Origin of the sequence: Pseudomonas sp. PS01298 (genome assembly GCF_029959745.1) — a bacterium.
Taxonomy (GTDB): Bacteria; Pseudomonadota; Gammaproteobacteria; order Pseudomonadales; family Pseudomonadaceae; genus Aquipseudomonas; species Aquipseudomonas aylmerensis.
Genome location: NZ_JASCPP010000033.1, coordinates 1 through 25,260, shown reverse-complemented (window position 1 = coordinate 25,260; position 25,260 = coordinate 1). Strand labels below are relative to the sequence as shown.

Here is a 25,260-nt window from a genome sequence, read left to right as displayed (position 1 = left end):
TATTTTGCAAAAATTTGGCTGTCACCCCTGGCCGGAGTTCCCACTATTCTTTCCCCAAAGCGCGCGCTCAGTATTGGAAACAGGTGAAGTGCAGTGGAAAGGAAACACTATCGATTCGGCGGGACAAACTCGCTGGACACCCCACCTCAAGGCAGAGGTGGTGGCGGTAACGACGGAGGTTCAGGCATGGAAAACGATTGGGTCTACTGGAAAAGGGGCTGGCTGAAATGAAAGAAAGGCTGATCACCGTTTCGAGCAGGGCAGACTCCCTGGAAAAGCACTTCGCGACCAAGGCCGACCTTACGACCACCGAGGTAAATCTCATCAAATGGTACGTGGCCACCGCCTTCGCAATGACTGGCCTGGCGTGCGCCATCACCTTCGGGCTCACCCGCCTGTTTGCTACCTGACGATGACCCGCGCAGGTCAGCTGACCTGCCCGCCCGTTTCCATCACATCCACTGATGTATGCCAAGCGGCCAGCAACGCCACCCGGAGTCCCTCGACCTGCGTCTCCAGTGCCATTGACGCCGCGCCCGAAGCCAGCACTTGTTCGGGCAGATATGGCACGTGGATAAACCCACTGCGCACGGCGCCAGCAGCCAGTGCATGCTGCAATAGGTAAAACACCTGGTTACACACGAAGGTACCGGCCGTATGCGACACCGTCGCCGCAATCTCCGCTTCGCGCACCGCCTTGACCATCGCCTTGATCGGCAGCGTGGTGAAGTAGGCTGCGGGGCCGTCAGCCACCACGGCGGCATCAATCGGCTGCTCGCCGAGGTTGTCGGGAATACGCGCGTCATTCAGGTTGATCGCCACCCGCTCCATGGAAATAGCACTGCGCCCCGGCCCCAGCCCCGTGGCGATCACCATCGCCGGCTGCAATTGGTCGATCAAGTGGATCAGGCACTCACCCGCCGTGGCAAACGCACACGGCAGCCGACGCGCAACAACCTGCACATCGGCGCCCAGTTGCCAGCCATCCAGCAGGCGTACCACTTCCCAGGACGGGTTTATCGGGTCTTGATCAAAGGGCTCGAAACCCGTCAACAATAGAGTCTGCATCGTGGCCTCACATCAACAGGTAAAGCAGGACAATATTGACCACCAGCATCATCAGCGCGGTCGGCAGCTGGGCCTTGATCACCGCGTTTTTGTCGGGCAACTCCAGCAGTGCTGCTGGCACGATATTGAAGTTGGCCGCCATCGGTGTCATCAACGTACCGCAGTAACCCGAGAACATGCCAATCGCGGCCATCACTGCGGGGTTGCCGCCGTAGATCCCCACCAGCACCGGCACGCCGACGCCGCCGGTCATCACCGGGAATGCCGCGAAGCCGTTCCCCATGATCACCGTGAACAGTGCCATGCCCAGCACATACACCATGACTGCCACCAGCTTGAAATCCAGGTTGATGTAGGTGGTGGTGACATGCGCGACGGCCGTACCGACTCCGGCTTCATTGAACAACAGCCCCAGCATCGCCAGCATTTGCGGCAGCACCATGGCCCAGCCCAGGGCCTCGGTCAGGCGCCGCGATTCGCGCAAGGCTTGCACCGGGGTGTCGCGGGTCAGCCAGCACGCCAGGCCGAGGGCGATCAGGCACCCGATGCCGAGGGAAACGAAGGTGGTGTTTTTCGGGTCCAGCAGCGGTACGCCGCCGATCTCGGTGTGCTTGAGTAATACCGAGCCGATCACCGTCGTCAGGGGAATCGCCAACGCCGGGATAAACAGTTTGTGCCCCAGGCGACCGGCGCTGGCGCGGGACGCCTTGTCATGCAGCTCGGCGTGCGTGCCACGGCCGACGCCACCCAGCCCGGCAATCAACGCCATGACCACCACGCCCACACCAATGACCACCGAGGGCAGGCGCTCGCCCACCAGGAACGGAACCGCGAACAGCAACCAGAACAAGGCGCTGGACCAGCGCTTGGGGTGGGTCCGATCCATCAGGATCATGCCCGCAGTGATCAGCAGCAGCACTCCGGCGAGCCAGTACAGGTACTGAATGGAGATGATCATTGCGCGGCCTCCACGGCAGTGGCGACAGGCGTCATCTCACGGGTCAGCCGCCGGTCGAACCGATGCAGGCGAATCGCGTGAATGATAAACGCGCAGATCGCCGTCGGGATGCCCCACACCGCGATGTGCAGCGGCTCGACATCAATCCCCGAGCCCAGCAGGAAGGTGTGCATCAGCGCAATCGCACCAAAGGCGACGAAGATGTCCTCACCGAAAAACAGACCGACGTTGTCCGTCGCAGCGCACATGGCCAGCACCTTGTGGCGCAACTTGTCCGGCAACTTGCCGTAGCGTTTTTCCGCTGCGCCCTCTGCCATCGGCGCCAGCAGTGGGCGCACCATCTGCGGGTGTCCGCCGAGGCTGGTCAAGCCCATGGCGGCCGTGGATTCGCGCACAAACAGATAGATGATCAACAGGCGCCCTACCGTGGCGCGCTCGAACCGCGCGATCCAGTTCTGCGCGTGCAGGCGCAACCCATGGCGCTCCAGCAAGCCGATAACCGCCAGCGGCAATAACAGAATCAATTGCAGGGCACGGGTCTGAAGGAAACCGTCGCCCATGGTCGCGAGGATTTTTTCCAGCGGGAAGTGGGCGGCAAGCCCGGTGGCGATGGCGGCGGCGGTCACCACCAACAGCGGATTGAAGCGCAAGACAAAGCCAACCACGATCACAAGTACGCCGATCAACGGCCATAAGTTCACAACAGTTTGCATGGCGGTGAGGTCCTTTAATGCGCGCTGCGGCGCCGTTACAGCAGGATGTGAACAAAGGGTTCACAGCAGGAAGTGGCGTGCAGTCGGCTCGGTTTTTTATTGTTGACCCGGAAGGTCGAGCGTCAGTGGCGGCAACTTTGCTGCCTGGGGGCGGGAGGTGTCCAACAAGAAAAATTGTTGCTGCAAACCAATAAATTTTGTCGGGGTTTGCTGCGCACACGTAACAAGATGTGGACAGGTAACCCGCGAGTCACGCATCTTAGCGCCGCCCGTTGATCGGGTGCGGCACCGGGTACCGGCGCACGCCTCTCTCACTATTGTTGTGGATATGGAAATTCGATGAAAACCCAAAAGGTCCTGATCGCCCTCTCGTGCGCCGTTGCGCTGTCCCTGCTGGGCGGCTGTGCAGCGAAGGTTAAAAGTGGCGGCAGCGCAGCACTGGCCATCCCGGAAGCGGCCAAGCAGAACCTGGTGGTGAGCATCCAGGGCGAAAAACAGGTGGAGCAAAACCCTGACTGGAACCTGCTCAAGCGTGACTGGAATAACGCGCTCCAGGTCGAAGCACGCCAGGCCGGCTTCACAGTCACCGAAAGTCCTAAAGTCGCGGCCAATGGTGAAGACGGCGTGGGCATCAGCATCAACGTGAGCAAGTTTCGCTACATCGAACCGGGTTCGCGGTATGTCGCGGGTGCGCTGGTGGGTAATGCCTGGGTGTTCTCCCGCGCTGACTACTCCGACTTGAAATCCGGCGCGCCCATTGGCTCACGCACCTACGACACGTCGTCCTCGGCCTGGGAAGGCGTGGCTTCGGCAATGACGCAGAAGCAGGTCCAGGCGATCGCCAAGCAGATGATCAGCGACATCAAGAGCGCCAAGGCCCAGTAAGCCACCGCGCCTGCAAAAAGGGCCAACCGCTGGGTTGGCCCTTATACTGCAATCCCGCCTGGCTGGCTTCAGAGTTGCTTGAGGGTCTCACGCGACACTTCTTGCAGACCGGCCTCGGTGATTTTCTTCCAATCACTCTCCGTCACCGCCTGCATGCTTTCATTCTTGCGCGTCACCACATTCAGCGCAGTGGCGCCCGGGGTTTCGATACGCAGGTGGGCTTTGTTACTCACGTCGACAGAGAAGAAGCCTGGGGTAAACCAGGACCAGAATTCGACAATATGCACGTTCACTGGCGCTGCATCCGGAGTGCCTGGCTCGGTGACGACCTGGTAACCGGCCTGCTTGTAAGCCGCGACTACCGACTCATTCACCAGCTGGGAAACGGTGCGGCCAGAGGGCAGCAACACGTCGCCCAACCCTTTGCCGTAACCGTTGCGCTTACGGGCAATGGCGCGCTCGGTAATCGACTTGTCATTGACCTCGTCATTTTTCAGCGATGGAGTATCCGGGCTTCGTGGAGCGATCTGGAAAACGCGATCATCCACGGTGCTGATCAGGACTTTCTTGCCATTGCTCGTTGCTGCGGCCTGGCTTGTGCTGAGCGGCGCAACCTTGACATCCACTTCCGACCGACTCGTGGCGCATCCCGCCAGAACCATCAGTGCCGCAATCCCCACCACTAACCGAACGCTCATGACTACCGCTCCTTATCGCCATCATTGGCATGGCCGGATATCGGCCGGCGACGATTGTACATGCGCGATATCATTTAGACATCACCCCGGCTTTTTTGAAATAACTGCATGCCGGTGAGTGTGCACTCAAGCCCGACCCGGTATCGTCAACCCAGAACGACCGTCAATGAACAAGGGGCAGCACCGGTGACTTCTTCCGCCACACCCACCGCCGAGCATGGCCTCAGCATCCAGACCCGCCTGATCGCCCTGGTGGTCGCCGTGACTTTCTTCATGGAAAACCTCGATGCCACGGTGATCGCCACGGCATTGCCGACCATGGCCACAGCGTTCGGGGTCACGCCGGTCGACATGAACATCGGCATCACCGCCTACATCCTCGCCGTGGCGATCTTCATACCGTTGTCCAGCTGGATCGCCGATCGATTAGGTGCGCGCCGGGTCTTTGCCGGCGCGATCATCGTCTTCACCCTCGCCTCGCTGCTGTGCGGGCTGAGCCAGAGCCTTGAAATGTTCGTCTTTGCGCGCGTCCTGCAGGGCATCGGTGGCGCACTGATGGTGCCCGTGGGGCGGCTGGCGGTGCTGCGCAATACGGATAAAAAAGACCTGGTCAAAATGATCGCGATCATCACCTGGCCCGGCCTGGTGGCGCCGATCCTGGGGCCAGTGGCCGGCGGACTGATCGTCACCCATGCCTCCTGGCCCTGGATCTTCTACGTGAACCTGCCGCTGGGCGTATTGGCGTTGGCCGCCGCACTGTGGCTGGTGCCGGAAGGTCGCGAAGCCAGCGTGCGCAAGTTTGATGCGAAGGGGTTCGTACTGCTCGCAGGCGCCTGTGTCGCCTTGCTGGGCGGGCTGGAATGGCTGGGCAGCGAGGCCGGCGAAATGCTCATCCCAGGCGTGGTGCTGGTCGCAGCGGGCATTGCGTTGGCGGTGTGGGCCGTGCACCACTGTCAGCACCATACTGACCCGTTGTTGCCGCTGCAGACCCTGGCGATCAATACCTTTCGCGTGAGTATCTATGGTGGGTCGCTGTTTCGCCTGGCCATCAGCGCGCTACCGTTCCTGCTGCCGCTGTTGTTTCAGGTGGCCTTTGGCTTATCCCCGGTGGACGCGGGCCTGTTGGTGCTGGCGGTTTTTGCCGGCAACCTGGCGATGAAACCCCTGACCACGACCATCATGCAGCGCTTCGGCTTTCGCCAGGTGCTGCTGGTGAATGGCGTGATCGGGGTGGCGTCGATTGCGGCGTGCGCCCTTTTCACCGCGCAGACCCCGCTCGCGGTCATCGCAGTGGTGCTGTTTGTGGGCGGGTTGTCACGCTCGATGCAGTTCACCTGCTACAACTCGATTGGCTTTGCAGATGTGCCCAAGCCACGCATGAGCGAGGCGTCGGCGTTGTTCAGCATGTCGTTCCAGCTGGCCATGGGGATGGGCGTGACGGCAGCGGCGCTGTTGTTGCGCGCGTCGATGAGCGTGCAGGGGCATGAGATTCACGCACAAGTGGGTGACTTCCGGGTGGCGTTCATTGGGGTGGCATTGCTGGGGGCGCTCGCGCTGGTAGACGTCTATCGACTGCCAGCGCACGCGGGAGAAAGTGTGTTGAAGCGCGGTTGAACGCCGCCTCGTCGAATTAGGCGGTGGTGCTGACGATTGATCCCGTCGCACTGCCGCCCTCAGCGGTGACAGCCTGCAACAGCGCGGCAGTCGCTGTCTGCAACGCAGCGGCAGTGGTTGCAATCTGCGCTTGCGCCGCCGCAACCGCAGCAGCCTTGGCCGCCTCGCTCTGGTTGCTGGACTGTGCCTGCTGCATGGCTTGTTGCTGCTCTTGAAGCTGCTTTTGCAACTGCTCGATCTGCTTCTTCAACTCCTTGACCGTGTCCGACTCCGTCGAGCTGGAAGACGCCTGGCCACCGCCGCCAGCACCCGCAGTCGCTTGCGTGCCAGCGTTCATATTGACGGTCAGGCCGCCGGTACGGTTGGTGCTCTCGGTTGCCTGGGGAACCGTCGAGGTTGCAACGCTTTGACTGCTGGCTACGGCAGGAGGATTGCTAATGTTGATGAGCATGCCAAATGTCCGATGATGAAGGCTTACCGACTGCATCGGCGTGTCGGTCGATTAATTGAGGGCGGCGTCAGGATTAAATCCGAGGCAACAAAAAAGGGCCCACCTTTCGGTGGGCCCTTCTAGACCGCCCAGCAGAGCGGATTTTGTTTGGTAGGCGCGATTGGACTCGAACCAACGACCCCCACCATGTCAAGGTGGTGCTCTAACCAACTGAGCTACGTGCCTGCTGTGAGGCGGCATTCTACGGAATTCCGGAGGGGTGTCAACATCTTTTTTGCAGCTAACCCTATGAATATGCGAATTTTTTATTTGCGGCCGGCACATCGGTATTTTTTCGGTGGCTGGCAGGCAATTTTCAACTCAGGTAGGATCGGGGCACTCGTAAAAAATATAAAACAGAGGTTCCAGGATGGCGAACACCCCCTACCCCCAGTCGTATTACGCCGCTTCCGCGAATGCCGTACCGCCACGCCCAAGCCTGCAAGGCGAGGTCGAAACCGACGTGTGCGTGATCGGTGCCGGCTACACCGGCCTTTCCAGCGCGCTGTTCCTGCTGGAGAACGGTTTTCGCGTGACCGTGCTGGAAGCCGCCAAGGTCGGCTTTGGCGCCTCTGGTCGCAATGGCGGGCAGATCGTCAACAGTTATAGCCGTGACATCGACGTGATCGAGCGCAGCGTCGGCCCCAAGCAGGCACAGTTGCTCGGGCAGATGGCGTTCGAGGGCGGCAAGATCATTCGCGAGCGGGTGGCGAAGTACCAGATCCAGTGCGACCTGAAGGACGGCGGCGTGTTCGCTGCACTCAACAGCAAGCACATGGGCCACCTGGAGTCGCAGAAGCGCCTGTGGGAGCGTTACGGCCATACGCAACTGGAGTTGCTGGACGAACGTCGCATCCGCGAGGTCGTGGCGTGTGACAACTATGTCGGCGGCCTGCTCGACATGAGCGGCGGGCACATCCACCCCCTCAACCTGGCGCTGGGCGAAGCAGCGGCGGTGGAATCCCTGGGCGGCAGCATCTATGAGCAGTCCGCGGCAGTGCGCATCGAGCGCGGCGCCAATCCGGTGGTGCACACCGCCGAGGGCAAAGTCAGGGCCAAGTTCATCATCGTCGCGGGCAATGCCTACCTGGGCAACCTGGTGCCGGAGCTGGCAGCCAAGTCGATGCCTTGCGGCACGCAAGTCATCACCACTGCACCGCTGGGTGACGAACTGGCCAAGTCGCTGCTGCCGCAGGATTACTGCGTCGAAGACTGCAACTACCTGCTCGACTACTACCGCCTCACCAGCGACAAGCGCCTGATCTTCGGCGGCGGCGTGGTGTATGGCGCGCGTGACCCGGCGAACATCGAGGCGATTATCCGTCCGAAGATGCTCAAGGCCTTCCCGCAGCTCAAGGACGTGAAAATCGACTACGCCTGGACCGGCAATTTCCTGCTGACCCTGTCGCGCTTGCCACAGGTCGGCCGCCTGGGCGACAACATCTACTACTCGCAGGGCTGCAGCGGCCATGGCGTGACGTACACACACTTGGCCGGCAAGGTACTGGCAGAAGCCCTTCGAGGCCAGGCAGAGCGTTTTGATGCGTTTGCCGACCTGCCCCACTACCCATTCCCGGGCGGCCAACTGCTGCGCACGCCGTTTGCCGCACTGGGCGCCTGGTACTACGGCTTGCGCGACAAATTAGGCTTTTGAGGCAAAACCTGTAGGAGCCCGCTCGCGGGCGATGGCGTCCGTGAGTTCGCCATCGCCCATGAGCGGGCTCGTACAATTCATAAATCGCAGACACAAAAAACCCCGGTCTTTCGACCAGGGTCTTTGCTATCGGATCAAAGTAGCCAGAGGCTTTCTTTGTGCTTCAAGGCGTTCAGTGGGCCTTGAGGCAGATATGGCGCAGCGGACGGGACTCGAACCCGCGACCCCCGGCGTGACAGGCCGGTATTCTAACCGACTGAACTACCGCTGCGTATCGCTTGACCAGCTACGGGTAAACCCCACAACCGTCTTGAAACATCTGATCGACCAGCCTTGGCTGTTCAATCTCAAGCCCGACGAATCGAACCTGGAAAATATGGCGCAGCGGACGGGACTCGAACCCGCGACCCCCGGCGTGACAGGCCGGTATTCTAACCGACTGAACTACCGCTGCGCGTCGGTGCAACCTTTAACGTTGCGTCTTGCCCGAAGGCAAAACTCTCAAGAAGTGGTGGGTGATGACGGGATCGAACCGCCGACCCTCTGCTTGTAAGGCAGATGCTCTCCCAGCTGAGCTAATCACCCTTTGCTTCGTTGAGGCCGCGAAATTTACGCAGGTAGCGGACCTAAGTCAATAGCCTGCTTGAAGTTTTTCTGAAAAAGACAAAATGGCTTCAAGACCGCCTACTCGCTGTAAATCATCTTCTTGCTCATGCCACCGTCGACCACGAACTCCTGCCCGGTGACAAACCCGGCCTGACGCGACAACAGCCACGCCACCATCGCCGCCACATCCTCCACCGTCCCCACCCTGCCCGCCGGATGCTGGGCATGGTCGGCGTCCGTCAACGGCTCGGCACGGCGCGCCGCAGGATCACGCGCATCGATCCAGCCGGGGCTGACGGCGTTCACCCGCACCTCCGGACCCAGGCTGATCGCCAATGCGTGAGTCAGCGCCAGCAAGCCGCCCTTGCTCGCCGCGTAGGCCTCGGTGTCCGGCTCCGATTGACGGGCCCGGGTCGACGCCAAGTTGACGATCGCCCCGCCATGGGCGCGCAGGTACGGCGCACAGTGCTTGGCCAGCAACATCGGCCCACTGAGGTTCACCGCCAGCACACGATTCCAGTAAGCCAGGTCGAGGCTTTCCAGGGTGATATTGCGCGGGTCGGCCACTGCCGCGTTGCACACCAACGCATCCAGGCGACCAAATTGCCCCAGCACCTCGGCGACACCCTGGGCCACCTGCTTCTCGTCCGCCACGTCCATGGTGATAAACCAGGCGTTGTCGCCCAGCACCTTGGACACCTTGGAACCGCGTTCGCGGTCCAGGTCCGTCAATACCACCTGCCAGCCTTCACTGATCAGCCACGCAGCAATCCCGAGGCCAATGCCCCGGGCCGCCCCAGTGACCAATGCGACGCGGCCGTTACTGGCCGCTGCAGCTTCCATGGACCACTCGATCACAAGGCTGCCAGCCCGCGAGCCAGGTCAGCTTGCAGGTCGGCTACATCTTCCAGGCCTACCGCAATACGGATCAGGCTGTCGCGGATACCGGCAGCTTCGCGCTCCTGCGGCGCCAGGCGGCCGTGGGAGGTGGTGCTTGGGTGGGTGATGGTGGTCTTGCTGTCACCCAGGTTGGCGGTGATGGAGATCAGTCGAGTCGCGTCGATAAAGCGCCATGCGCCCTCCTTGCCACCCTTGACCTCGAAACTCACCACGGCACCGAAGCCGCGCTGCTGGCGCTGGGCCAACTCATGCTGCGGATGGCTCTTGAGACCGGCGTAATGCACCTTCTCGATACCGTCCTGCTGTTCCAGCCATTCGGCCAGGGCCTGGGCGTTGGTGCAGTGGGCCTTCATTCGCAGGCTGAGGGTTTCCAGACCCTTGAGGAAAATCCACGCGTTGAACGGGCTCAGGGTCGGGCCAGCCGTGCGCAAAAACCCGACGATTTCCTTCATCTGCTCGCTGCGACCGGCCACCACACCGCCCATGCAACGGCCCTGGCCGTCGATGAATTTGGTTGCCGAGTGCACCACGACGTCCGCGCCCAGTTTCAGCGGCTGCTGCAACGCCGGGGTGCAGAAGCAGTTGTCGACCACCAGCATCGCGCCCTTGGCGTGAGCCACTTCGGACAACGCGGCGATGTCCACCAGCTCTGCCAGCGGGTTGGACGGCGATTCGACGAACAGCAACTTGGTGTTGGCCTTGATTGCCGCGTCCCAGCCGGAAAGATCCGCCAGGGGCACGTAGTCCACCTCGATGCCGAAGCGCTTGAAGTACTTCTCGAACAGGCTGATGGTCGAACCGAACACGCTGCGCGAAACCAGCACATGGTCGCCGGCGCTGCACAGGCTCATCACCACCGCCAGGATCGCCGCCATGCCAGTGGCGGTAGCCACGGCCTGCTCCGCGCCTTCCAGGGCCGCGATACGCTCTTCGAACGCACGCACGGTCGGGTTGGTATAACGCGAATACACGTTGCCCGGCACTTCACCGGCGAAGCGCGCAGCGGCGTCGGCGGCGGTGCGGAACACGTAGCTGGAAGTGAAGAACATCGGGTCACCGTGTTCGCCTTCCGGCGTGCGGTGCTGGCCAGCGCGCACAGCCAGGGTATCGAAAGCTACGCCATCGAGGTCGCTGTCCAACCGACCGGCATCCCATTCCTGACTCATGCTGTGACTCCTTACTCAATTCTTTATTTAAGATACAAAACCGGCCCCTCAGGGCCGGTGTCTACTCAGTTGTTGTACAGATCGATGATCGCGCTGACCGCCTGGGTCTTGATCTTCGAGGAGTCGTTGCGCGCCTGCTCGATCTTGTTCAGGTAGGCCTCGTCGACATCACCGGTCACGTACTTGCCGTCGAACACGGCGCAGTCGAACTGGTCAATCTTGATCTTGCCACCGCCGACCGCTTCGATCAGGTCCGGCAGGTCCTGGTAGATCAGCCAATCGGCGCCGATGAGGTCGGCGACGTCCTGGGTCGTACGGTTGTGAGCGATCAGTTCGTGGGCGCTCGGCATGTCGATACCGTAGACGTTCGGGTAGCGCACGGCAGGCGCTGCGGAACAGAAGTACACGTTCTTGGCGCCGGCTTCACGGGCCATCTGGATGATCTGCTTGCACGTGGTGCCACGCACGATGGAGTCGTCCACCAGCATCACGTTCTTGCCGCGGAATTCCAGCTCGATGGCGTTGAGTTTCTGGCGTACCGACTTCTTGCGCGCCGCCTGACCCGGCATGATGAAGGTACGGCCGATGTAGCGGTTCTTCACGAAGCCTTCGCGGAACTTGACGCCCAGGTGGTTGGCCAATTCCAGCGCAGCAGTACGGCTGGTGTCCGGGATCGGGATGACCACGTCGATGTCGTGCTCAGGACGCTCGCGCAGGATCTTCTCGGCCAGCTTCTCGCCCATGCGCAGGCGCGCCTTGTACACCGAAACGCCGTCGATGATCGAATCCGGACGCGCCAGGTAGACGTGTTCGAAGATGCACGGGGTGAGTTTCGGCGCCACGGCGCACTGACGGGTGTGCAGCTTGCCATCTTCGGTGATGTACACCGCTTCGCCCGGCGCCAGGTCACGGATCAGGGTGAAGCCCAGCACGTCCAGGGACACGCTTTCGGAGGCGATCATGTACTCGACGCCCTCGTCGGTGTGACGCTGGCCGAACACGATCGGACGGATGCCGTGCGGGTCACGGAAGCCGACGATGCCGTAGCCGGTAACCATCGCCACCACCGCGTAACCACCGACGCAACGGTTGTGCACGTCGGTCACGGCGGCGAACACGTCCTCTTCGGTCGGCTGCAGCTTGCCGCGCTGGGCCAGCTCGTGGGCGAATACGTTGAGCAGCACTTCCGAGTCGGAGCTGGTGTTGACGTGGCGCAGGTCAGATTCGTAAATCTCCTTGGCCAGCTGTTCAACGTTGGTCAGGTTACCGTTGTGCGCCAGGGTAATGCCGTAAGGCGAGTTGACGTAAAACGGTTGAGCTTCGGCCGATGTGGAGCTACCGGCAGTCGGGTAACGCACATGGCCAATGCCCATGTGCCCGACGAGGCGCTGCATGTGACGCTGATGGAACACGTCACGCACCAGGCCATTGTCCTTGCGCAGGAATAACCGGCCGTCGTGGCTGGTCACAATACCGGCAGCGTCCTGGCCGCGGTGCTGGAGGACGGTTAGCGCGTCATACAGCGCCTGATTGACGTTCGACTTACCGACGATACCGACGATGCCACACATGCGACGCAACCCCTACTTAATGAATCTTGACTGAACACAGCTTACTGAGGCGTTTTGGCCGGCAAGAGGTGTTCCTTGAACGGAAGATCAGCGGGTACGCTGATTCCGCTGGCCAGCCACTGACTGCTCCACCCCAATATGAGGTTCTTGGACCAATCTGCAACCAATAGAAATTTTGGCACGAGTACCGACTCCTGCCACCACGAATCCTGCTGTACCGGCCCCAGGCTTAACAGCCCGACCGCCACAACCACCAGCAACGCGCCACGCGCGGCGCCGAAGGCCATGCCGAGAAATCGATCGGTCCCGGAGAGGCCGGTGACACGTATCAACTCGCCAATAAGATAATTGACCATTGCCCCCACCAGCAGCGTGGCGATGAACATGATGGCGCAGCCCGCGATGACGCGAGCCGAAGGTGTCTCGATGTATCCGGCCAGGTAAACCGACAATGAACCGCCGAACATCCAGGCTACGACTCCTGCGATGATCCAGGTCAGCAACGACAGTGCTTCTTTTACGAAGCCGCGGCTTAGACTGATCAAAGCGGAGATGGCGACGATTGCAACGATCGCCCAGTCAACCCAGGTAAATGGCACGTTTGAGCCTACGGACGGATAAGGCGGCGCATTTTAGCAGAGCGTCGGGCTGTCGGTAAGCTGTGATTGCGGGTGCTTTGCAAATCAATGGTTTGGAGACCCCGTCCAACTTCAACCCAGCCCCAAAACCAATGTGGGAGCAGGCTTGCCTGCAATGAGGGCGGCGCATTCAACATCGCTGTCGACTGCAACCACCGCCATCGCGGCAAGCCAGCTCCCACATTTGGCCAGCATTCCAACCAGAGAGTGACAGTGATCAACCGCGCTCAGGCTGGAAACGGGTGACGAACCCCTTCAAGTTCTGCTGGCGATCCAGCAAGTCGCGCAGACGGTCGGCCTCGGCACGCTCGATCAGCGGCCCGATAAACACCCGGTTCTTGCCGTCGGCACTGCGGATATAGGCGTTATACCCCTGGCTACGCAGCTTTTTCTGCAGCGCATCGGCGCCGTCGCGATTGCCCAGGCTGGCGACTTGAATCGACCAACTGATCGGCAGGCCATTCGGGTCGATACGGCTCTGCCCCACGTCCGGCTTACCCGGTGCGGCAGGCTGCGGCGCGACCGGCTTGGGCGCAGGTGCCGGCGCTGCGGGCTTGGCTGCGGCGACAGGCGCGGCCGGAGCCGGCTTGACCACCGGCACGCTTGGCTGCACGGGCATCGACGGCGCCTGTTGCGCGGCCACTTCATCATCGGTCGGCACCGGCTCTTCTTCCGGCAGGGCCTGCGGCTCGGGCACCACCACTGGCTCAACCTGCACCTGCGGCACCGCCGGTGCCTGCGGCGCGGCTGGCGCCTCCACCACCACCTGGCGCTGTTCGTCCTGGCGGGAAAACAGCATCGGCAGGAAGATCACCGCCAATGCCACCAGAACCAGGGCTCCGACCATTCGCTGCTTGTATGCGCTATCCAGTAATGCCATGTGCAGCTTCCTCCGTGGAGCGCCGGGCCAACCACTCAAGCGCCTCGGCAACACAATAAAATGATCCGAACAACAGAATTTCGTCCTCGGCCGTCGCCACCGCACACTGCGCCTCAAGGGCTGCGGTCAGGCTTGCATACGACGCCACCGGCGCACCAAGGTTCTGCAACGCCTTTTCCAACTCAACCGCAGGACGGCTTCGCGGCGTATCCAGCGGCGCGACCGCCCAAGCCTGGACGCTCGCCAGCAGCGGCGCAACCACGCCATCCAGGTCCTTGTCCGCCAACAACCCGAAGACCGCCAGGCGACGCCCGACCGGTGGCGTGCGTGACAGGCGCTGCGCCAGGTACTCGGCCGCATGCGGGTTATGCCCCACATCCAGCAGCAGGTTCAGGCGCTTGCCTTGCCATTCGAATTCACGACGATCCAGGCGCCCCACTACGTGGGTCGCCAGCAACGTCGCCGCAATCTGCGCGGCATCCCACGGCAGATCCAGCAGCAGATAGGCTTGCAGCGCGAGCGCGGCATTTTCCATCGGCAGGTTCAACAGCGGTAGGTCATGCAGCTCCACCACCTGGCCACGCGCATCACGCCCGCGCCACTGCCAGTGCTGGTCACCGATTTCGAGATTGAATTCACGACCGCGCAGGAAGAACGGGCAATCCAGCTCGCGGACCTTGTCGAGCAAGGTAGACGGCGGATCCACGTCCCCACACAGCGCAGGCTTGCCCTGGCGAAAGATCCCGGCCTTTTCATAAGCCACCGACTCACGGGTATTGCCCAGGTAGTCGGCATGGTCCACACCAATGCTGGTGACCAGGGCCATGTCGGCATCCACCACGTTGACCGTGTCCAGGCGCCCTCCCAGGCCAACTTCCAGCACTACCACATCGAGTTGCGCGCGCTCGAACAACCAGAACGCCGCCAGGGTGCCCATTTCGAAGTAAGTCAGGGAGATGTCGCCCCGGCCAGCATCAAGTGCCGCAAAGGCTTCGCAGAGTTGCTCATCCGTGGCTTCGACGCCATTGAGCTGCACCCGCTCGTTGTAGCGCAGCAGGTGCGGAGAGTTGTAGACGCCGACTTTCAGCCCTTGGGCCTGCAGCAGCGCCGCGACAAAGGCACACGTAGAGCCTTTGCCGTTGGTGCCGGTCACCGTGATCACTCGCGGCGCCGGCCGACCCAACCCAAGGCGGGCCGCTACCTGTTGCGAGCGCTCCAGGCCCATGTCGATGGCGGACGGATGCAACTGCTCAAGGTAGGCGAGCCATTCGCCGAGGGTACGTTGGGTCATAGGTTTGCAGGCACCGGTGGGACGACGATTGGCTCGACTTTAGGCGCGACGTACACAGGGGTCGGCAGGCCCATCATTTGTGCCAGCAGGTTACCCAGGCGTGGACGCAGTTCGCCGCGCGGGATGATCAGGTCGATGGCGCCATGCTCCAGCAGGAACTCGCTGCGCTGGAAGCCTTCCGGCAGTTTTTCGCGCACGGTCTGCTCGATTACGCGCGGGCCGGCGAAGCCGATCAGGGCTTTTGGCTCACCGACGATCACGTCACCAAGCATCGCCAGGCTGGCGGAAACGCCGCCGTAGACCGGGTCGGTCAGTACGGAGATGAATGGAATGCCTTCCTCGCGCAGACGCGCCAGTACCGCAGAGGTCTTGGCCATTTGCATCAGGGAGATCAGGGCTTCCTGCATACGCGCACCACCAGAGGCGGCGAAGCAGATCATCGGGCAACGGTTTTCCAGGGCGTAGTTGGCAGCGCGAACAAAGCGCTCGCCGACGATGGCCCCCATGGAACCGCCCATGAAGGAAAACTCGAACGCCGACACCACAACCGGCATGCCCAGCAGCTTGCCGCTGACGGAAATCAGTGCGTCCTTCTCACCGGTCTGCTTTTGCGCAGCGGTCAGGCGGTCCTTGTACTTCTTGCCGTCGCGAAACTTCAGGCGGTCAACCGGCTCCAGGTCCGCCCCCAGCTCGTTACGGCCTTCGGCGTCGAGGAAGATATCGATGCGGGCGCGGGCGCCGATACGCATGTGGTGATTGCACTTGGGGCAAACGTCCAAGGTCTTTTCCAGCTCGGGGCGGTACAACACCGCGTCGCAGGATGGGCACTTGTGCCACAGACCTTCAGGAACCGAGCTTTTCTTCACCTCGGAACGCATGATCGAAGGGATCAGTTTGTCTACTAACCAGTTGCTCATGCTTTCTTTCTCCAGTACCGGTGGCTTGAACACAGCCCCGCGTATGCCCTTGAGCTAAATTCATATGTGGCGATGACACAGGTGGGACGGGGTCAGGTGTTCGACCAGCCATCTCCCGCCTGCATCCTCAGCCTTCCAGACAACCTGCCAGCGCAGGCTTGCCACTTCATTGCCGGGCCACCCACAGGCGGCGCCGGGCTGTTTTACACAGTGGTAGTTATGGACGGCGGCAGACTGCCAGCCGTCACATCCCGCCACTGCTGTTGCGCACAGCCTGCATGAATGCGCGAATCTTGCTGTGATCCTTGATGCCCTTGCCCTGCTCTACCCCACCGCTGACGTCCACCGCATACGGGCGCACCTGCGCGATCGCCGCGCCGACGTTGTCGGGGTTGAGCCCCCCGGCCAGGATGATCGGTTTGCTCAGCCCCGGAGGAATCAGCGACCAGTCGAACGCCTCACCGGTGCCACCGGGCACGCCTTCGACATACGTATCCAGGAGGATCCCGCGTGCACCGGTATAGGCGGCGCAGGCACGGGCGATATCGTCACCGGCCTTGACCCGCAACGCCTTGATATACGGACGCTGGTAGCTTTCGCACTCATCTGGGGTTTCGTCGCCGTGAAACTGCAGCATATCCAGCGGCACGGCATCCAGGGTTTCGTTGAGTTCGCAGCGGCTGGCATTGACGAACAGGCCCACGGTGGTCACGAACGGCGGCAAGGCATTGATGATCGCCCGCGCCTGCAACACATTCACCGCCCTCGGGCTGCGCGCATAAAACACGAAACCGATGGCATCCGCCCCCGCCTCGACTGCCGCCAGCGCGTCTTCTATGCGGGTAATCCCGCAAATCTTGCTGCGAACGGCAGACATATCGTAGAAACCTCAGGGGTTGAACCGAGAAAGTCCCGGATGGTAACAAAAGCTTTTCCGGGCGTCAGCCGCCAAGTTCACTGAAACCTGTGAGGAAGTGTGGCCCGATGAAACGCTCCGGCAGCTCGAACTCGTCACGGTACTCCACTTGCACCAGGTACAGGCCGAACGGATGCGCCGTCACCCCGCCGGTGCGGCGTATGCGGCTTTCCAGCACTTCCTTGGCCCATTCAACCGGACGCTCGCCGGTACCGATGGTCATCAGTACACCGGCAATATTTCGTACCATATGGTGCAGGAACGCCCCGGCACGGATATCCAGCACGATCATCTTGCCGTGACGGGTCACGCGCAGGTGGTGGACTTCCTTGATCGGCGACTTGGCCTGGCACTGCCCCGCGCGAAAGGCGCTGAAATCATGCACGCCGACCAAGTGCTGCGCGGCCTCGGCCATGCGCTCGGCGTCCAGCGGGCGGTGGTTCCAGGTAATTTCCTGGTTGAGGTGCGCCGGGCGGATCTGGTCGTTGTAGATCACGTAGCGATAACGCCGGGCAATCGCCTTGAAACGCGCATGAAAGTGCGCCGGCATGACCTTGGCCCAGCTGACGCTGACGTCATGCGGCAAATTGATATTGGCGCCCATCACCCACGCCTTCATCGAACGCTCGGCCTGGGTGTCAAAGTGCACCACCTGGCCGCACGCATGCACGCCAGCATCGGTGCGTCCGGCGCACATCAGCGATACGGGGGAGTCGGCGACTTTCGCCAGGGCATTCTCGAGGGTTTCCTGCACCGTCAACACACCCGAGGCCTGACGCTGCCAGCCGCGATAGCGCGAACCTTTGTATTCCACGCCCAGGGCGATGCGGTAAAAGCCGTCAGCCGCCATTTCGGCGACCGGATTATCTATATTTGCCAAGAACTGAGAGCCTGATGAGTTGCGCAAAGGCCGCCATTATGCCGATTTGTGCGGGAGCTGGCTTGCCTGCGATGCAAGCGACCCGGTCTTTCGGTAAAACCGAGCGAAGGGTATCGCCGGCAAACCAGCGCCGACAAAAGCAAAACGGCGACCCGAAGGTCGCCGCTGCATCAACTATTGACTGTTACGCCAGCCGGCCGAGCATTTCCTTGGCCTCGCCGCGCTGCACTTCATCACCTTCGGTGAGCACTTCGGAAAGGATATCCCGCGCACCGTCGGCGTCGCCCATGTCGATATAGGCTTGGGCCAGGTCGAGCTTGGTGGCGACTTCGTCAGTGCCGGAGAGGAAGTCGAACTCCGGCTCATCTCCGCCCAGCGCCGCGTCTTCAGCGGTGAAGGACGGCTCGATGGAGGGGTGTTCCAGGCTCTGCGACAGGCGATCCAGCTCGGCGTTGACGTCATCCAGCTCCGAGGCGAAGGCATCAGGCTTGGCGGTGGCCTCCGGTTCGTCGGCCAGGGACAGGTCGAAATCTTCCGGCAGGTCGAAGTCATCCAGCGCCGCAGGCGTCAGGGTCGGTGGCTCAACTGCCGGCACATCCTTCATCTGGTCTTCAAGGCCGGAGAGGAAGTCGTCGTCGGACTGCGCCGAAACCGGGGCATCCAACTGCAGGTCGAGGTCGAAGTCCGACAGATCATCCGGGCTCGCCTTGGCTTCGGTCTGCTGCTGCAGGAGCGATTCAAACGTCTGCTGATCACCCTTGACCTCGGCCGGCGAAGCCGCTTCGAGATCGTCCAGGCTCAGGTCGAAATCGGTGTCGAACGCCTCTGGCTCAGGGGCCGCGGGTTTGTCTTCAAGCAAATCCTTGACGTACTGGGCATCCAGCGCGGCCGCGGCGACGGCGGCACTGACGCCTGCCGCCAGCACCGCCATGGCCGGGAAGCGGCTCTTGAGCTGCTCGACCTGGGCATGGTTTTCACCGTTGGCGACCAGTTGGCGCTCCTGGGTGACAAAACCATCCTTGTCGTTTTGCAGGCCGTAGACTTCCATCAGCTTCAAGCGCAGGTCGCTGCGCTTGGGCTCGTGCTTGATCGCTTGCTCCAACACGTCAGCGGCCTGGTTCAGATGGCCACGGTCTATATGCGACTGCGCCTGTACCAATGCGTCGTTGGCGTTTTCCGGGGCCACGGCAACGGCCAGCGGCGCGAGCACCGAAGCAACCGTCGGCGCCACCACCGCCGGTTCAACCACGGGGGCCGGCGCGGGGGCGGCCGCCAGTTTGACGTTCGGCGGCGGTACTTCCAGGCCTTCGAAGCTGTCGGGCGGCAGGTCATGGTCGATATTGGAGGTGAAGGCCGGCTCTTCAGCCAGGGCCCGCGCCATGCGCAGGTGCTTTTCCTCTTCCAGGCGCGCATTGCGATGACGCGCCCACAACAGCAGGAGCAGCAGCACCAGCAAGCCCGCCGCACCGCCGATCACCCCCAGGACGATCGGGTTGGTCAGCAGGTCATTGAATTTGCCTTCGGTGGTGGCGGGCGCAGCCTCCGGCTTGATCGGCTCGGGTGCGGGCGCTGCTGGCGTAGCGGCAGCGGCCGGGGCCGGGGCTGCAGGGGCCGTTGAAGCGGCCGCCGGGTCGCTGGTCAACTGCGCGGGCAGCGCCGCCGTGGCCTGCGCGCTCGGATCACCCTTCTCCGCCTGCAAGCGCGCGAGTTGATCGTTCTTCAGCTGAATCAGCTTTTGCAGCTTGTCCAACTGGCTCTGCAAGTCGGCCGCACGGCTTTTCAGCTCTTCGTTGTCGCGGCGAGTGGTGTCGAGTTGTTCCTGGGTCATCGCCAGCTTGTCGCTCAGCGCCTGGCCGTCGCCGGCCTTGCCCTTGCCGCCTTTGCGCGCGGCTTCGGCCGAGACCAGGCTCAGGTTGTCCTTGGCGTTGGTGCTTGCCGGTGCATTACCGGCCTGGGTACGCCGGGTGGCGTCCAGCTGTTGCTTGCCTGCCGCCTGATTCGTGCCCGAACGGCGCCCCTCACGCCAGGCGGCGTTCTGTGCGCTGACTTCGGCAATCGCCTGTGGTTGCGCGAGTGCGGTGCTTTGCACCGTGTCGGGCAGGCGCAGGACCTGGCCGGTTTTCAGGCGGTTGATATTGCCGTCGATAAACGCATCGGGGTTGAGCGCCTGGATAGCCAGCATGGTCTGCTGTACCGAACCGCCGTTGCGGTTCTTCGCGGCAATTTCCCACAAGGTATCGCGGGAGGTGGTTGTGTGTTGCGCAGGCTTGGTCGCGGCAGGCGCGGTGCTGGCTGCAGTCCCCGCACGCGGTGCAGGGACTGCTGCCGTCGGCGCTGGCTGGTCGAATTTTGCCGGGTCAAGCAACACGCTGTAGTCGCGCATCAGGCGGCCGTTGGGCCATTGCACCTGCAGCAGGAAGCGTACGTAGGAATCGGGCAACGGCTTGCTGGAGGTGACACGCACCACGCTGCGGCCGTTGGGATTGACCACCGGTGTAAAGGTCAGGTCATTGAGAAAGGCCTGGCGGTCAACCCCGGCATCCACAAACGCCTGGTCGGAAGCCAGGCTCGGGGTGATCTCGGACGCCGTGAGGCCACCGACATCGAGCAATTCGATTTCCACCGACAACGGCTGGTTCAACTTCGACTTGAGGGTCATCTCCCCCAGCTGCAGCGCCTGCGCCATACCGGAGGACAGCGCCGAGGCGGCCGCTATTGCTAACACCAGTTTGCGAACTTGAACCATAGCCTCATCCTTTGTTTGAACACTCCCCGGCCTGCGAGAAGGTTGGTAACCGCTGCCATAAGGCATGGCGAGCCGATAGGTCACCGACACGCTTCTGTTCCGCTTCGGGCCAAGCATAGCGCCTGGCTAGAATCAATCTACAAATTGCCGCCAAGTATCTTTTACGCAAGGCCTTTTATCAACAACTGCGCCAGCTGTACGGCGTTAAGCGCTGCGCCTTTGCGTACGTTATCTGACGCCAGCCACAAATTTAGTTCCGCCGGGTCATCCACACCGGCGCGCACTCGGCCCACATAGACCACATCCTGGCCCACCGCGTCGCCCACGGCGGTGGGGTAATCGCCCTCCTCGACCAGCTCGATGCCGGGCGCTGCATCCAGCGCGCGATTGACGGCAGCCAGATCCACCGCCGCCCCCAATTGCAACGACACTGTCAGGCTATCGCCAAAAAACACCGGGGCTTGAACGCAAGTGGCGGAAATCTTCAGGGCAGGCAAGCCCAGCACCGCGCGCAGTTCGTGGACGAGGCGTTTTTCCAGCGCGGTGTGGCCCTGGGCGTCTGGCGTGCCGACTTGCGCCAGCAGGTTGAACGCCATCTGCCGATCAAAGAACTGCGGCTCCAGCGGACGCACGTTCAGCAGCTCGGCGGTTTGCCGGGCCAGCTCGCTGACGGCCTCACGGCCCTGGGAGGAGACTGCCAGGCAGGCGGTGACATTCACCCGCTGGATATCCAGCAGGCCGCGCAATGGCGCCAGGACCACGGCCAGGTTGGCGGCAGAGGGGCTGGCGAGCTGGAATGGCTTTTTCAGCCCCTTCAGCACCTCAGCATTGGCCTCCGGCACCACGTGGGGCGCCTGCTCTGCGGGCAAGGCGCCCGACAGGTCGATCACCGAGCATCCGGCGGCCGTGGCCCGCGGCGCGAAGCTCAGGGTCACTGCCGGCCCCGCCGCGAAGAACGCCAATTGCGCCTTGCTGAAATCGAACTCGTCGACTTCCTTGACCCGCACATTCTTGCCGCGAAACGGCACCGATGCCCCGGCGGAGTTGCTGCCCGCCAGCAGATACAGGGTGCCCACCGGAAAATCCAGTTCTTCGAGGATCTGCACCAGGGTTTCACCAACGGTGCCGGTGGCGCCGATCACGGCGATTTCAAAGGTCTGGGTCATGGGGCTGCCTCGGGCATTGCGGGGGGAGCGGCACTTTACCGGGTGGCTGGGGGTGAGGCAATTAGCCTGGGTTTTTGGGGGATGGCTGATGGCCTCTTCGCGGGCAAGCCCGCTCCCACATTCGACCGAGTTTCTTCAGTTGAAATGCGATCAAATGTGGGAGCTGGCTTGCCTGCGATGAGGCCCTCCAGGGCAATAAAAAACCCCGCACCTGTCACCAGGTCACGGGGTTTTTCAATGCAAGGAAGCGATCAACGCTCCAGCAGAATCCGCAGCATGCGACGCAGCGGCTCCGCCGCGCCCCACAGCAGCTGGTCGCCCACGGTGAATGCGCCGAGGAACTGGCTGCCCATGTTCAACTTGCGCAGACGGCCCACCGGTACATTCAGGGTGCCGGTGACCTTGGTCGGGCTCAGCTCCTGCATGCTGATATCGCGGTTGTTCGGCACCAGCTTGACCCACGGGTTGTGCTGGCTGATCAGCCCTTCGATATCGGCGATCGGCACGTCTTTGTTCAGCTTGATGGTCAGCGCCTGGCTGTGGCAGCGCATGGCGCCGATGCGCACGCAGATGCCGTCCACCGGGATCGGGTTCTTGAAGCGCCCGAGGATCTTGTTGGTTTCGGCCTGGGCCTTCCATTCTTCACGGCTCTGGCCGTTCGGCAGTTCCTTGTCGATCCACGGGATCAGGCTGCCGGCCAGCGGTACGCCGAAGTTCTCGGTCGGGTAGGCATCGCTGCGCATGGCTTCGGCCACACGGCGGTCAATGTCGAGGATCGCGCTGGCCGGGTCGGCCAGTTGATCGGCGACGGCCGCGTGGGTCGCGCCCATCTGCTTGATCAGCTCACGCATGTTCTGCGCGCCGGCACCGGAGGCCGCCTGATACGTCATCGCGCTCATCCACTCGACCAGGCCGGCTTCGAACAAGCCGCCCAGGCCCATCAGCATCAGGCTGACGGTGCAGTTGCCGCCGACGTAGTTCTTGGTGCCGGCATCCAGCTGCTGGTCGATGACCTTGCGGTTGACCGGGTCGAGGATGATCACCGCGTCGTCCTGCATGCGCAGGCTCGAGGCGGCGTCGATCCAGTAGCCCTGCCAGCCGGCTTCACGCAGCTTGGGGAAGACTTCGCTGGTGTAGTCGCCACCCTGGCAGGTCAGAATCACGTCGAGGGTTTTCAGCTCTTCAATGCTGTAGGCGTCCTTGAGCGGGGCAATATCCTTGCCCACGGACGGCCCTTGGCCACCGACATTCGAAGTGGTGAAAAACACCGGCTCAATAAGATCGAAATCCTGCTCTTCCAGCATCCGCTGCATGAGCACGGAACCGACCATACCGCGCCAACCGATCAGACCTACACGTTTCATCGCAACTACACCTTGTTAAAAAGTGGGCCGCCTTGCAGCAACAACTGCAAGCGGGCCCGAGAGATTACAGATTCCGCAGCGCGGCGACTACTGCGTCGCCCATTTCTTGTGTGCCGACCTTGGTGCAACCCTGCGACCAGATGTCGCCGGTACGCAAACCTTGATCCAGCACCAGGCTCACGGCCTTCTCGATTGCATCCGCCGCTTCGCCCAGGTTGAAGCTGTAGCGCAGCATCATCGACACCGACAGGATGGTCGCCAGCGGGTTGGCAATGCCCTGCCCCGCGATGTCCGGCGCCGAACCATGGCAAGGCTCGTACATGCCCTTGTTGTTGGTGTCCAGGGACGCCGACGGCAGCATGCCGATGGAGCCGGTGAGCATCGACGCCTGGTCGGACAGGATGTCGCCGAACAGGTTGTCGGTGACAATCACGTCGAACTGCTTCGGCGCACGCACCAGTTGCATGGCGGCGTTATCGACGTACATGTGGCTCAGCTCGACGTCCGGGTAGTCCTTGGCGACTTCTTCGACGATTTCACGCCACAGCTGGCTGGACGCCAGCACGTTGGCCTTGTCCACCGAGCAGACTTTCTTGCCACGCACGCGGGCCATGTCGAAGCCGACACGGGCGATCCGGCGGATTTCGCTCTCGCTGTACGGCAGGGTGTCGTAGGCCTGGCGCTCACCATTTTCCAACTCGCGCACGCCGCGTGGCGAGCCGAAATAGATACCGCCGGTCAGTTCGCGCACGATCAGGATATCCAGGCCCGCGACCACTTCCGGCTTGAGGCTCGAGGCATCGGCCAGTTGCGGGTAGAGGATCGCCGGGCGCAGGTTGCCGAACAGGCCCAGTTGCGCACGGATTTTCAGCAGGCCGCGCTCAGGACGGATGTCACGCTCGATCTTGTCCCACTTCGGGCCACCCACGGCGCCGAGCAGCACGGCGTCAGCCGCGCGGGCGCGGTCCAGGGTTTCGTCAGCCAGCGGCACGCCATGCTTGTCGATGGCGGCGCCGCCAATCACGTCGTGGCTCAATTCGAAGCCCAGGCTGTACTTGCTGTTGGCGAGTTCCAGGACTTTGACCGCTTCGGCCATGATTTCCGGACCAATACCGTCGCCAGGGAGAATCAGAATCTGCTTGCTCATGCGTTCCTCATTTCATCAAGCGACCTGCCCGTGGGCAGGTCGGAAAAAGTTAATCAGCGCTCGGCGAAGACCACCAGCACGTCGGTGCTGAAGGTGCCGTCGGCTTGAATCTCGTAATAATCGCGCACTTCCTGGCCCATCGCCTGCTGCAGCTCAAGGATCGCGGCGCGCAGCGCCTGCGGCGTACGCATGCGTTCGACCCACGAGGTGTATTCCAGGCGCAGGCGCTGGCGGCTGCTGGTGCGCACACGCAGGCCGGCTTCGCTGAGCTGGCGCAGCCATTCGGCGGCGGAGTAATCACGCACGTGGCTGGTGTCGCGCAGCACCTCGACGGTTTGCAGGTAAGTGTCCAACAGTGGGCTGCCCGGTGACAACACATCGACGAACGCCGCCACGCCACCCGGCTTGAGCACCCGGCGCACTTCACGCAGGGCCAGGCCGAGGTCGCTCCAGTGATGGGCCGAGTAGCGGCTGAACACAAAGTCAAACTCGCCGTCGGCAAACGGCAGGCGTTCGGCGGCACCGTGGACAGTGCGGATATTGCCCAGGCCACGGTCCTTGGCGGCGCCGGCCACCACGTCGAGCATCTGCTGGGACAGGTCGTAGGCCACGACTTCCTTGACCAGTGGTGCCACCTGGAAACTCACATGCCCGGCGCCGCAGCCCAGGTCCAGCAGTCGTGCACTGCCCTGCCCGGCCAGCTCGGCCTGGAGCAGCGCGAACTCGGTGCCCTGGGCGTGCACGGCACTGCTCAGGTAGGCCGAGGCTTGCTCGCCGAATTGTTTTTGCACGACTTGGGTGTGGGCGGTGTTGGTCATGGTGATGTTCCTGGCTTTTGTGTTGTTCGTACAGGCCCTTTCGCGAGCAAGCCCGCTCCCACATTTGATCGCATTTCAACTCAAGGAACTCGGTCGAATGTGGGAGCGGGCTTGCTCGCGACGGGGCCAGTGCCGCCTACATAGAATTTCGCATCACGAAACAACCAAGGCTGG

General features: G+C 62.2%; 23 protein-coding genes and 4 tRNA genes. 4 read left to right on the top strand and 23 right to left on the bottom strand.

The features are described from left to right. Positions 1 to 197: 197 nt before the first annotated feature. Entirely contained in the window at positions 198 to 410 is a 213-nt protein-coding gene (locus QMX97_RS14010; RefSeq protein ID WP_282397097.1) for a hypothetical protein, read from the top strand. A gap of 16 nt (positions 411 to 426) precedes the next feature. On the opposite strand, the gene pcp is transcribed toward QMX97_RS14010, so the two are convergent. Genes pcp through QMX97_RS13995 form a run of 3 tightly spaced genes read right to left on the bottom strand, consistent with a single transcriptional unit; the run spans position 427 to position 2,739 of the window. Further along, positions 427 to 1,068 carry a pyroglutamyl-peptidase I gene (gene pcp, locus QMX97_RS14005; RefSeq protein WP_282397096.1) on the bottom strand — a complete coding sequence of 214 codons (642 nt, stop codon included), beginning with the start codon at positions 1,066 to 1,068 and terminating at the stop codon, positions 427 to 429. A 7-nt stretch (positions 1,069 to 1,075) separates the two neighbouring features. Then, positions 1,076 to 2,026 carry a DUF979 domain-containing protein gene (locus QMX97_RS14000; RefSeq protein ID WP_065903735.1) on the bottom strand — a complete coding sequence of 317 codons (951 nt, stop codon included), beginning with the start codon at positions 2,024 to 2,026 and terminating at the stop codon, positions 1,076 to 1,078. Next, positions 2,023 to 2,739, bottom strand: a complete 717-nt coding sequence (locus QMX97_RS13995) for a DUF969 domain-containing protein (protein ID WP_065903737.1) — start codon at positions 2,737 to 2,739, stop codon at positions 2,023 to 2,025. Before QMX97_RS13995 ends, QMX97_RS14000 begins: the two co-directional genes overlap by 4 nt. Before the next feature lie 339 nt (positions 2,740 to 3,078). Between QMX97_RS13995 and QMX97_RS13990 the strand changes: the two genes are divergently transcribed. Continuing rightward, positions 3,079 to 3,624 (top strand): DUF4410 domain-containing protein, encoded by a 546-nt coding sequence (locus QMX97_RS13990; RefSeq protein WP_065903742.1) that lies wholly within the window; start codon positions 3,079 to 3,081, stop codon positions 3,622 to 3,624. A gap of 68 nt (positions 3,625 to 3,692) precedes the next feature. Here QMX97_RS13990 and QMX97_RS13985 read toward each other — a convergent pair whose 3' ends face one another. After that, a complete protein-coding gene (locus tag QMX97_RS13985) occupies positions 3,693 to 4,322 on the bottom strand; it encodes a flagellar biosynthesis protein (RefSeq protein ID WP_282397095.1) in 630 nt (209 codons plus the stop codon). 186 nt (positions 4,323 to 4,508) lie between these two features. Here QMX97_RS13985 and QMX97_RS13980 point away from each other — a divergent pair, with 186 nt between their 5' ends. Further along, positions 4,509 to 5,936, top strand: a complete 1,428-nt coding sequence (locus QMX97_RS13980; RefSeq protein WP_282397094.1) for a DHA2 family efflux MFS transporter permease subunit — start codon at positions 4,509 to 4,511, stop codon at positions 5,934 to 5,936. A 16-nt stretch (positions 5,937 to 5,952) separates the two neighbouring features. Here the strand turns inward: QMX97_RS13980 and QMX97_RS13975 are convergent, their stop codons facing one another. Further along, positions 5,953 to 6,387, bottom strand: a complete 435-nt coding sequence (locus QMX97_RS13975) for a hypothetical protein (protein WP_120449185.1) — start codon at positions 6,385 to 6,387, stop codon at positions 5,953 to 5,955. 148 nt (positions 6,388 to 6,535) lie between these two features. Then, positions 6,536 to 6,612 (bottom strand) — tRNA-Val (locus QMX97_RS13970). A gap of 184 nt (positions 6,613 to 6,796) precedes the next feature. On the opposite strand from QMX97_RS13970, the gene QMX97_RS13965 reads away from it, so the two are divergent. Further along, entirely contained in the window at positions 6,797 to 8,080 is a 1,284-nt protein-coding gene (locus tag QMX97_RS13965; RefSeq protein ID WP_065904552.1) for an FAD-binding oxidoreductase, read from the top strand. Between the two features lie 194 nt (positions 8,081 to 8,274). Here QMX97_RS13965 and QMX97_RS13960 read toward each other — a convergent pair. From QMX97_RS13960 to QMX97_RS13880, 17 genes are all read right to left on the bottom strand, one after another. Next, positions 8,275 to 8,351, bottom strand: a tRNA-Asp gene (locus QMX97_RS13960). A gap of 106 nt (positions 8,352 to 8,457) precedes the next feature. After that, positions 8,458 to 8,534: transfer RNA gene (locus QMX97_RS13955), tRNA-Asp, on the bottom strand. A 55-nt stretch (positions 8,535 to 8,589) separates the two neighbouring features. Then, positions 8,590 to 8,665: transfer RNA gene (locus tag QMX97_RS13950), tRNA-Val, on the bottom strand. A 99-nt stretch (positions 8,666 to 8,764) separates the two neighbouring features. Next, the gene (locus QMX97_RS13945; protein ID WP_065904573.1) at positions 8,765 to 9,529 is read right to left on the bottom strand and encodes an SDR family oxidoreductase; all 765 of its coding nucleotides are present in this window, start codon (positions 9,527 to 9,529) and stop codon (positions 8,765 to 8,767) included. An 11-nt stretch (positions 9,530 to 9,540) separates the two neighbouring features. Next, entirely contained in the window at positions 9,541 to 10,752 is a 1,212-nt protein-coding gene (locus QMX97_RS13940; protein ID WP_282397093.1) for an O-succinylhomoserine sulfhydrylase, read from the bottom strand. A gap of 65 nt (positions 10,753 to 10,817) precedes the next feature. Continuing rightward, entirely contained in the window at positions 10,818 to 12,323 is a 1,506-nt protein-coding gene (gene purF / locus QMX97_RS13935; RefSeq protein WP_065904549.1) for an amidophosphoribosyltransferase, read from the bottom strand. Between the two features lie 41 nt (positions 12,324 to 12,364). Beyond that, positions 12,365 to 12,922 carry a CvpA family protein gene (locus QMX97_RS13930; protein WP_003192538.1) on the bottom strand — a complete coding sequence of 186 codons (558 nt, stop codon included), beginning with the start codon at positions 12,920 to 12,922 and terminating at the stop codon, positions 12,365 to 12,367. A gap of 256 nt (positions 12,923 to 13,178) precedes the next feature. After that, positions 13,179 to 13,841, bottom strand: coding sequence for an SPOR domain-containing protein (locus QMX97_RS13925; protein WP_106803184.1), 663 nt, complete (start codon positions 13,839 to 13,841; stop codon positions 13,179 to 13,181). Continuing rightward, entirely contained in the window at positions 13,825 to 15,132 is a 1,308-nt protein-coding gene (gene folC / locus QMX97_RS13920; RefSeq protein WP_282397092.1) for a bifunctional tetrahydrofolate synthase/dihydrofolate synthase, read from the bottom strand. The genes QMX97_RS13925 and folC overlap by 17 nt, the downstream gene beginning before the upstream one ends. Further along, positions 15,129 to 16,049 (bottom strand): acetyl-CoA carboxylase, carboxyltransferase subunit beta, encoded by a 921-nt coding sequence (gene accD, locus QMX97_RS13915; RefSeq protein WP_025856447.1) that lies wholly within the window; start codon positions 16,047 to 16,049, stop codon positions 15,129 to 15,131. The genes folC and accD overlap by 4 nt, the downstream gene beginning before the upstream one ends. Before the next feature lie 244 nt (positions 16,050 to 16,293). Next, positions 16,294 to 16,926 carry a phosphoribosylanthranilate isomerase gene (locus tag QMX97_RS13910; RefSeq protein ID WP_065904545.1) on the bottom strand — a complete coding sequence of 211 codons (633 nt, stop codon included), beginning with the start codon at positions 16,924 to 16,926 and terminating at the stop codon, positions 16,294 to 16,296. Between the two features lie 64 nt (positions 16,927 to 16,990). Beyond that, complete coding sequence (truA, locus tag QMX97_RS13905; protein WP_106803181.1) at positions 16,991 to 17,815, bottom strand: tRNA pseudouridine(38-40) synthase TruA; 825 nt, start codon at positions 17,813 to 17,815, stop codon at positions 16,991 to 16,993. A 214-nt stretch (positions 17,816 to 18,029) separates the two neighbouring features. Then, positions 18,030 to 20,591: a FimV/HubP family polar landmark protein gene (locus QMX97_RS13900; RefSeq protein ID WP_282397091.1), complete on the bottom strand. Its 2,562-nt coding sequence runs from the start codon at positions 20,589 to 20,591 to the stop codon at positions 18,030 to 18,032. Between the two features lie 161 nt (positions 20,592 to 20,752). Further along, positions 20,753 to 21,757, bottom strand: coding sequence for an aspartate-semialdehyde dehydrogenase (locus QMX97_RS13895; protein WP_282397090.1), 1,005 nt, complete (start codon positions 21,755 to 21,757; stop codon positions 20,753 to 20,755). Between the two features lie 251 nt (positions 21,758 to 22,008). After that, positions 22,009 to 23,121 carry an aspartate-semialdehyde dehydrogenase gene (gene asd / locus QMX97_RS13890; protein WP_005789767.1) on the bottom strand — a complete coding sequence of 371 codons (1,113 nt, stop codon included), beginning with the start codon at positions 23,119 to 23,121 and terminating at the stop codon, positions 22,009 to 22,011. A gap of 64 nt (positions 23,122 to 23,185) precedes the next feature. Then, positions 23,186 to 24,268 carry a 3-isopropylmalate dehydrogenase gene (gene leuB / locus QMX97_RS13885; protein WP_065904535.1) on the bottom strand — a complete coding sequence of 361 codons (1,083 nt, stop codon included), beginning with the start codon at positions 24,266 to 24,268 and terminating at the stop codon, positions 23,186 to 23,188. Positions 24,269 to 24,321: 53 nt separating this feature from the next. Further along, complete coding sequence (locus QMX97_RS13880; RefSeq protein WP_106803177.1) at positions 24,322 to 25,086, bottom strand: class I SAM-dependent methyltransferase; 765 nt, start codon at positions 25,084 to 25,086, stop codon at positions 24,322 to 24,324. Between the last annotated feature and the right edge of the window lie 174 nt (positions 25,087 to 25,260).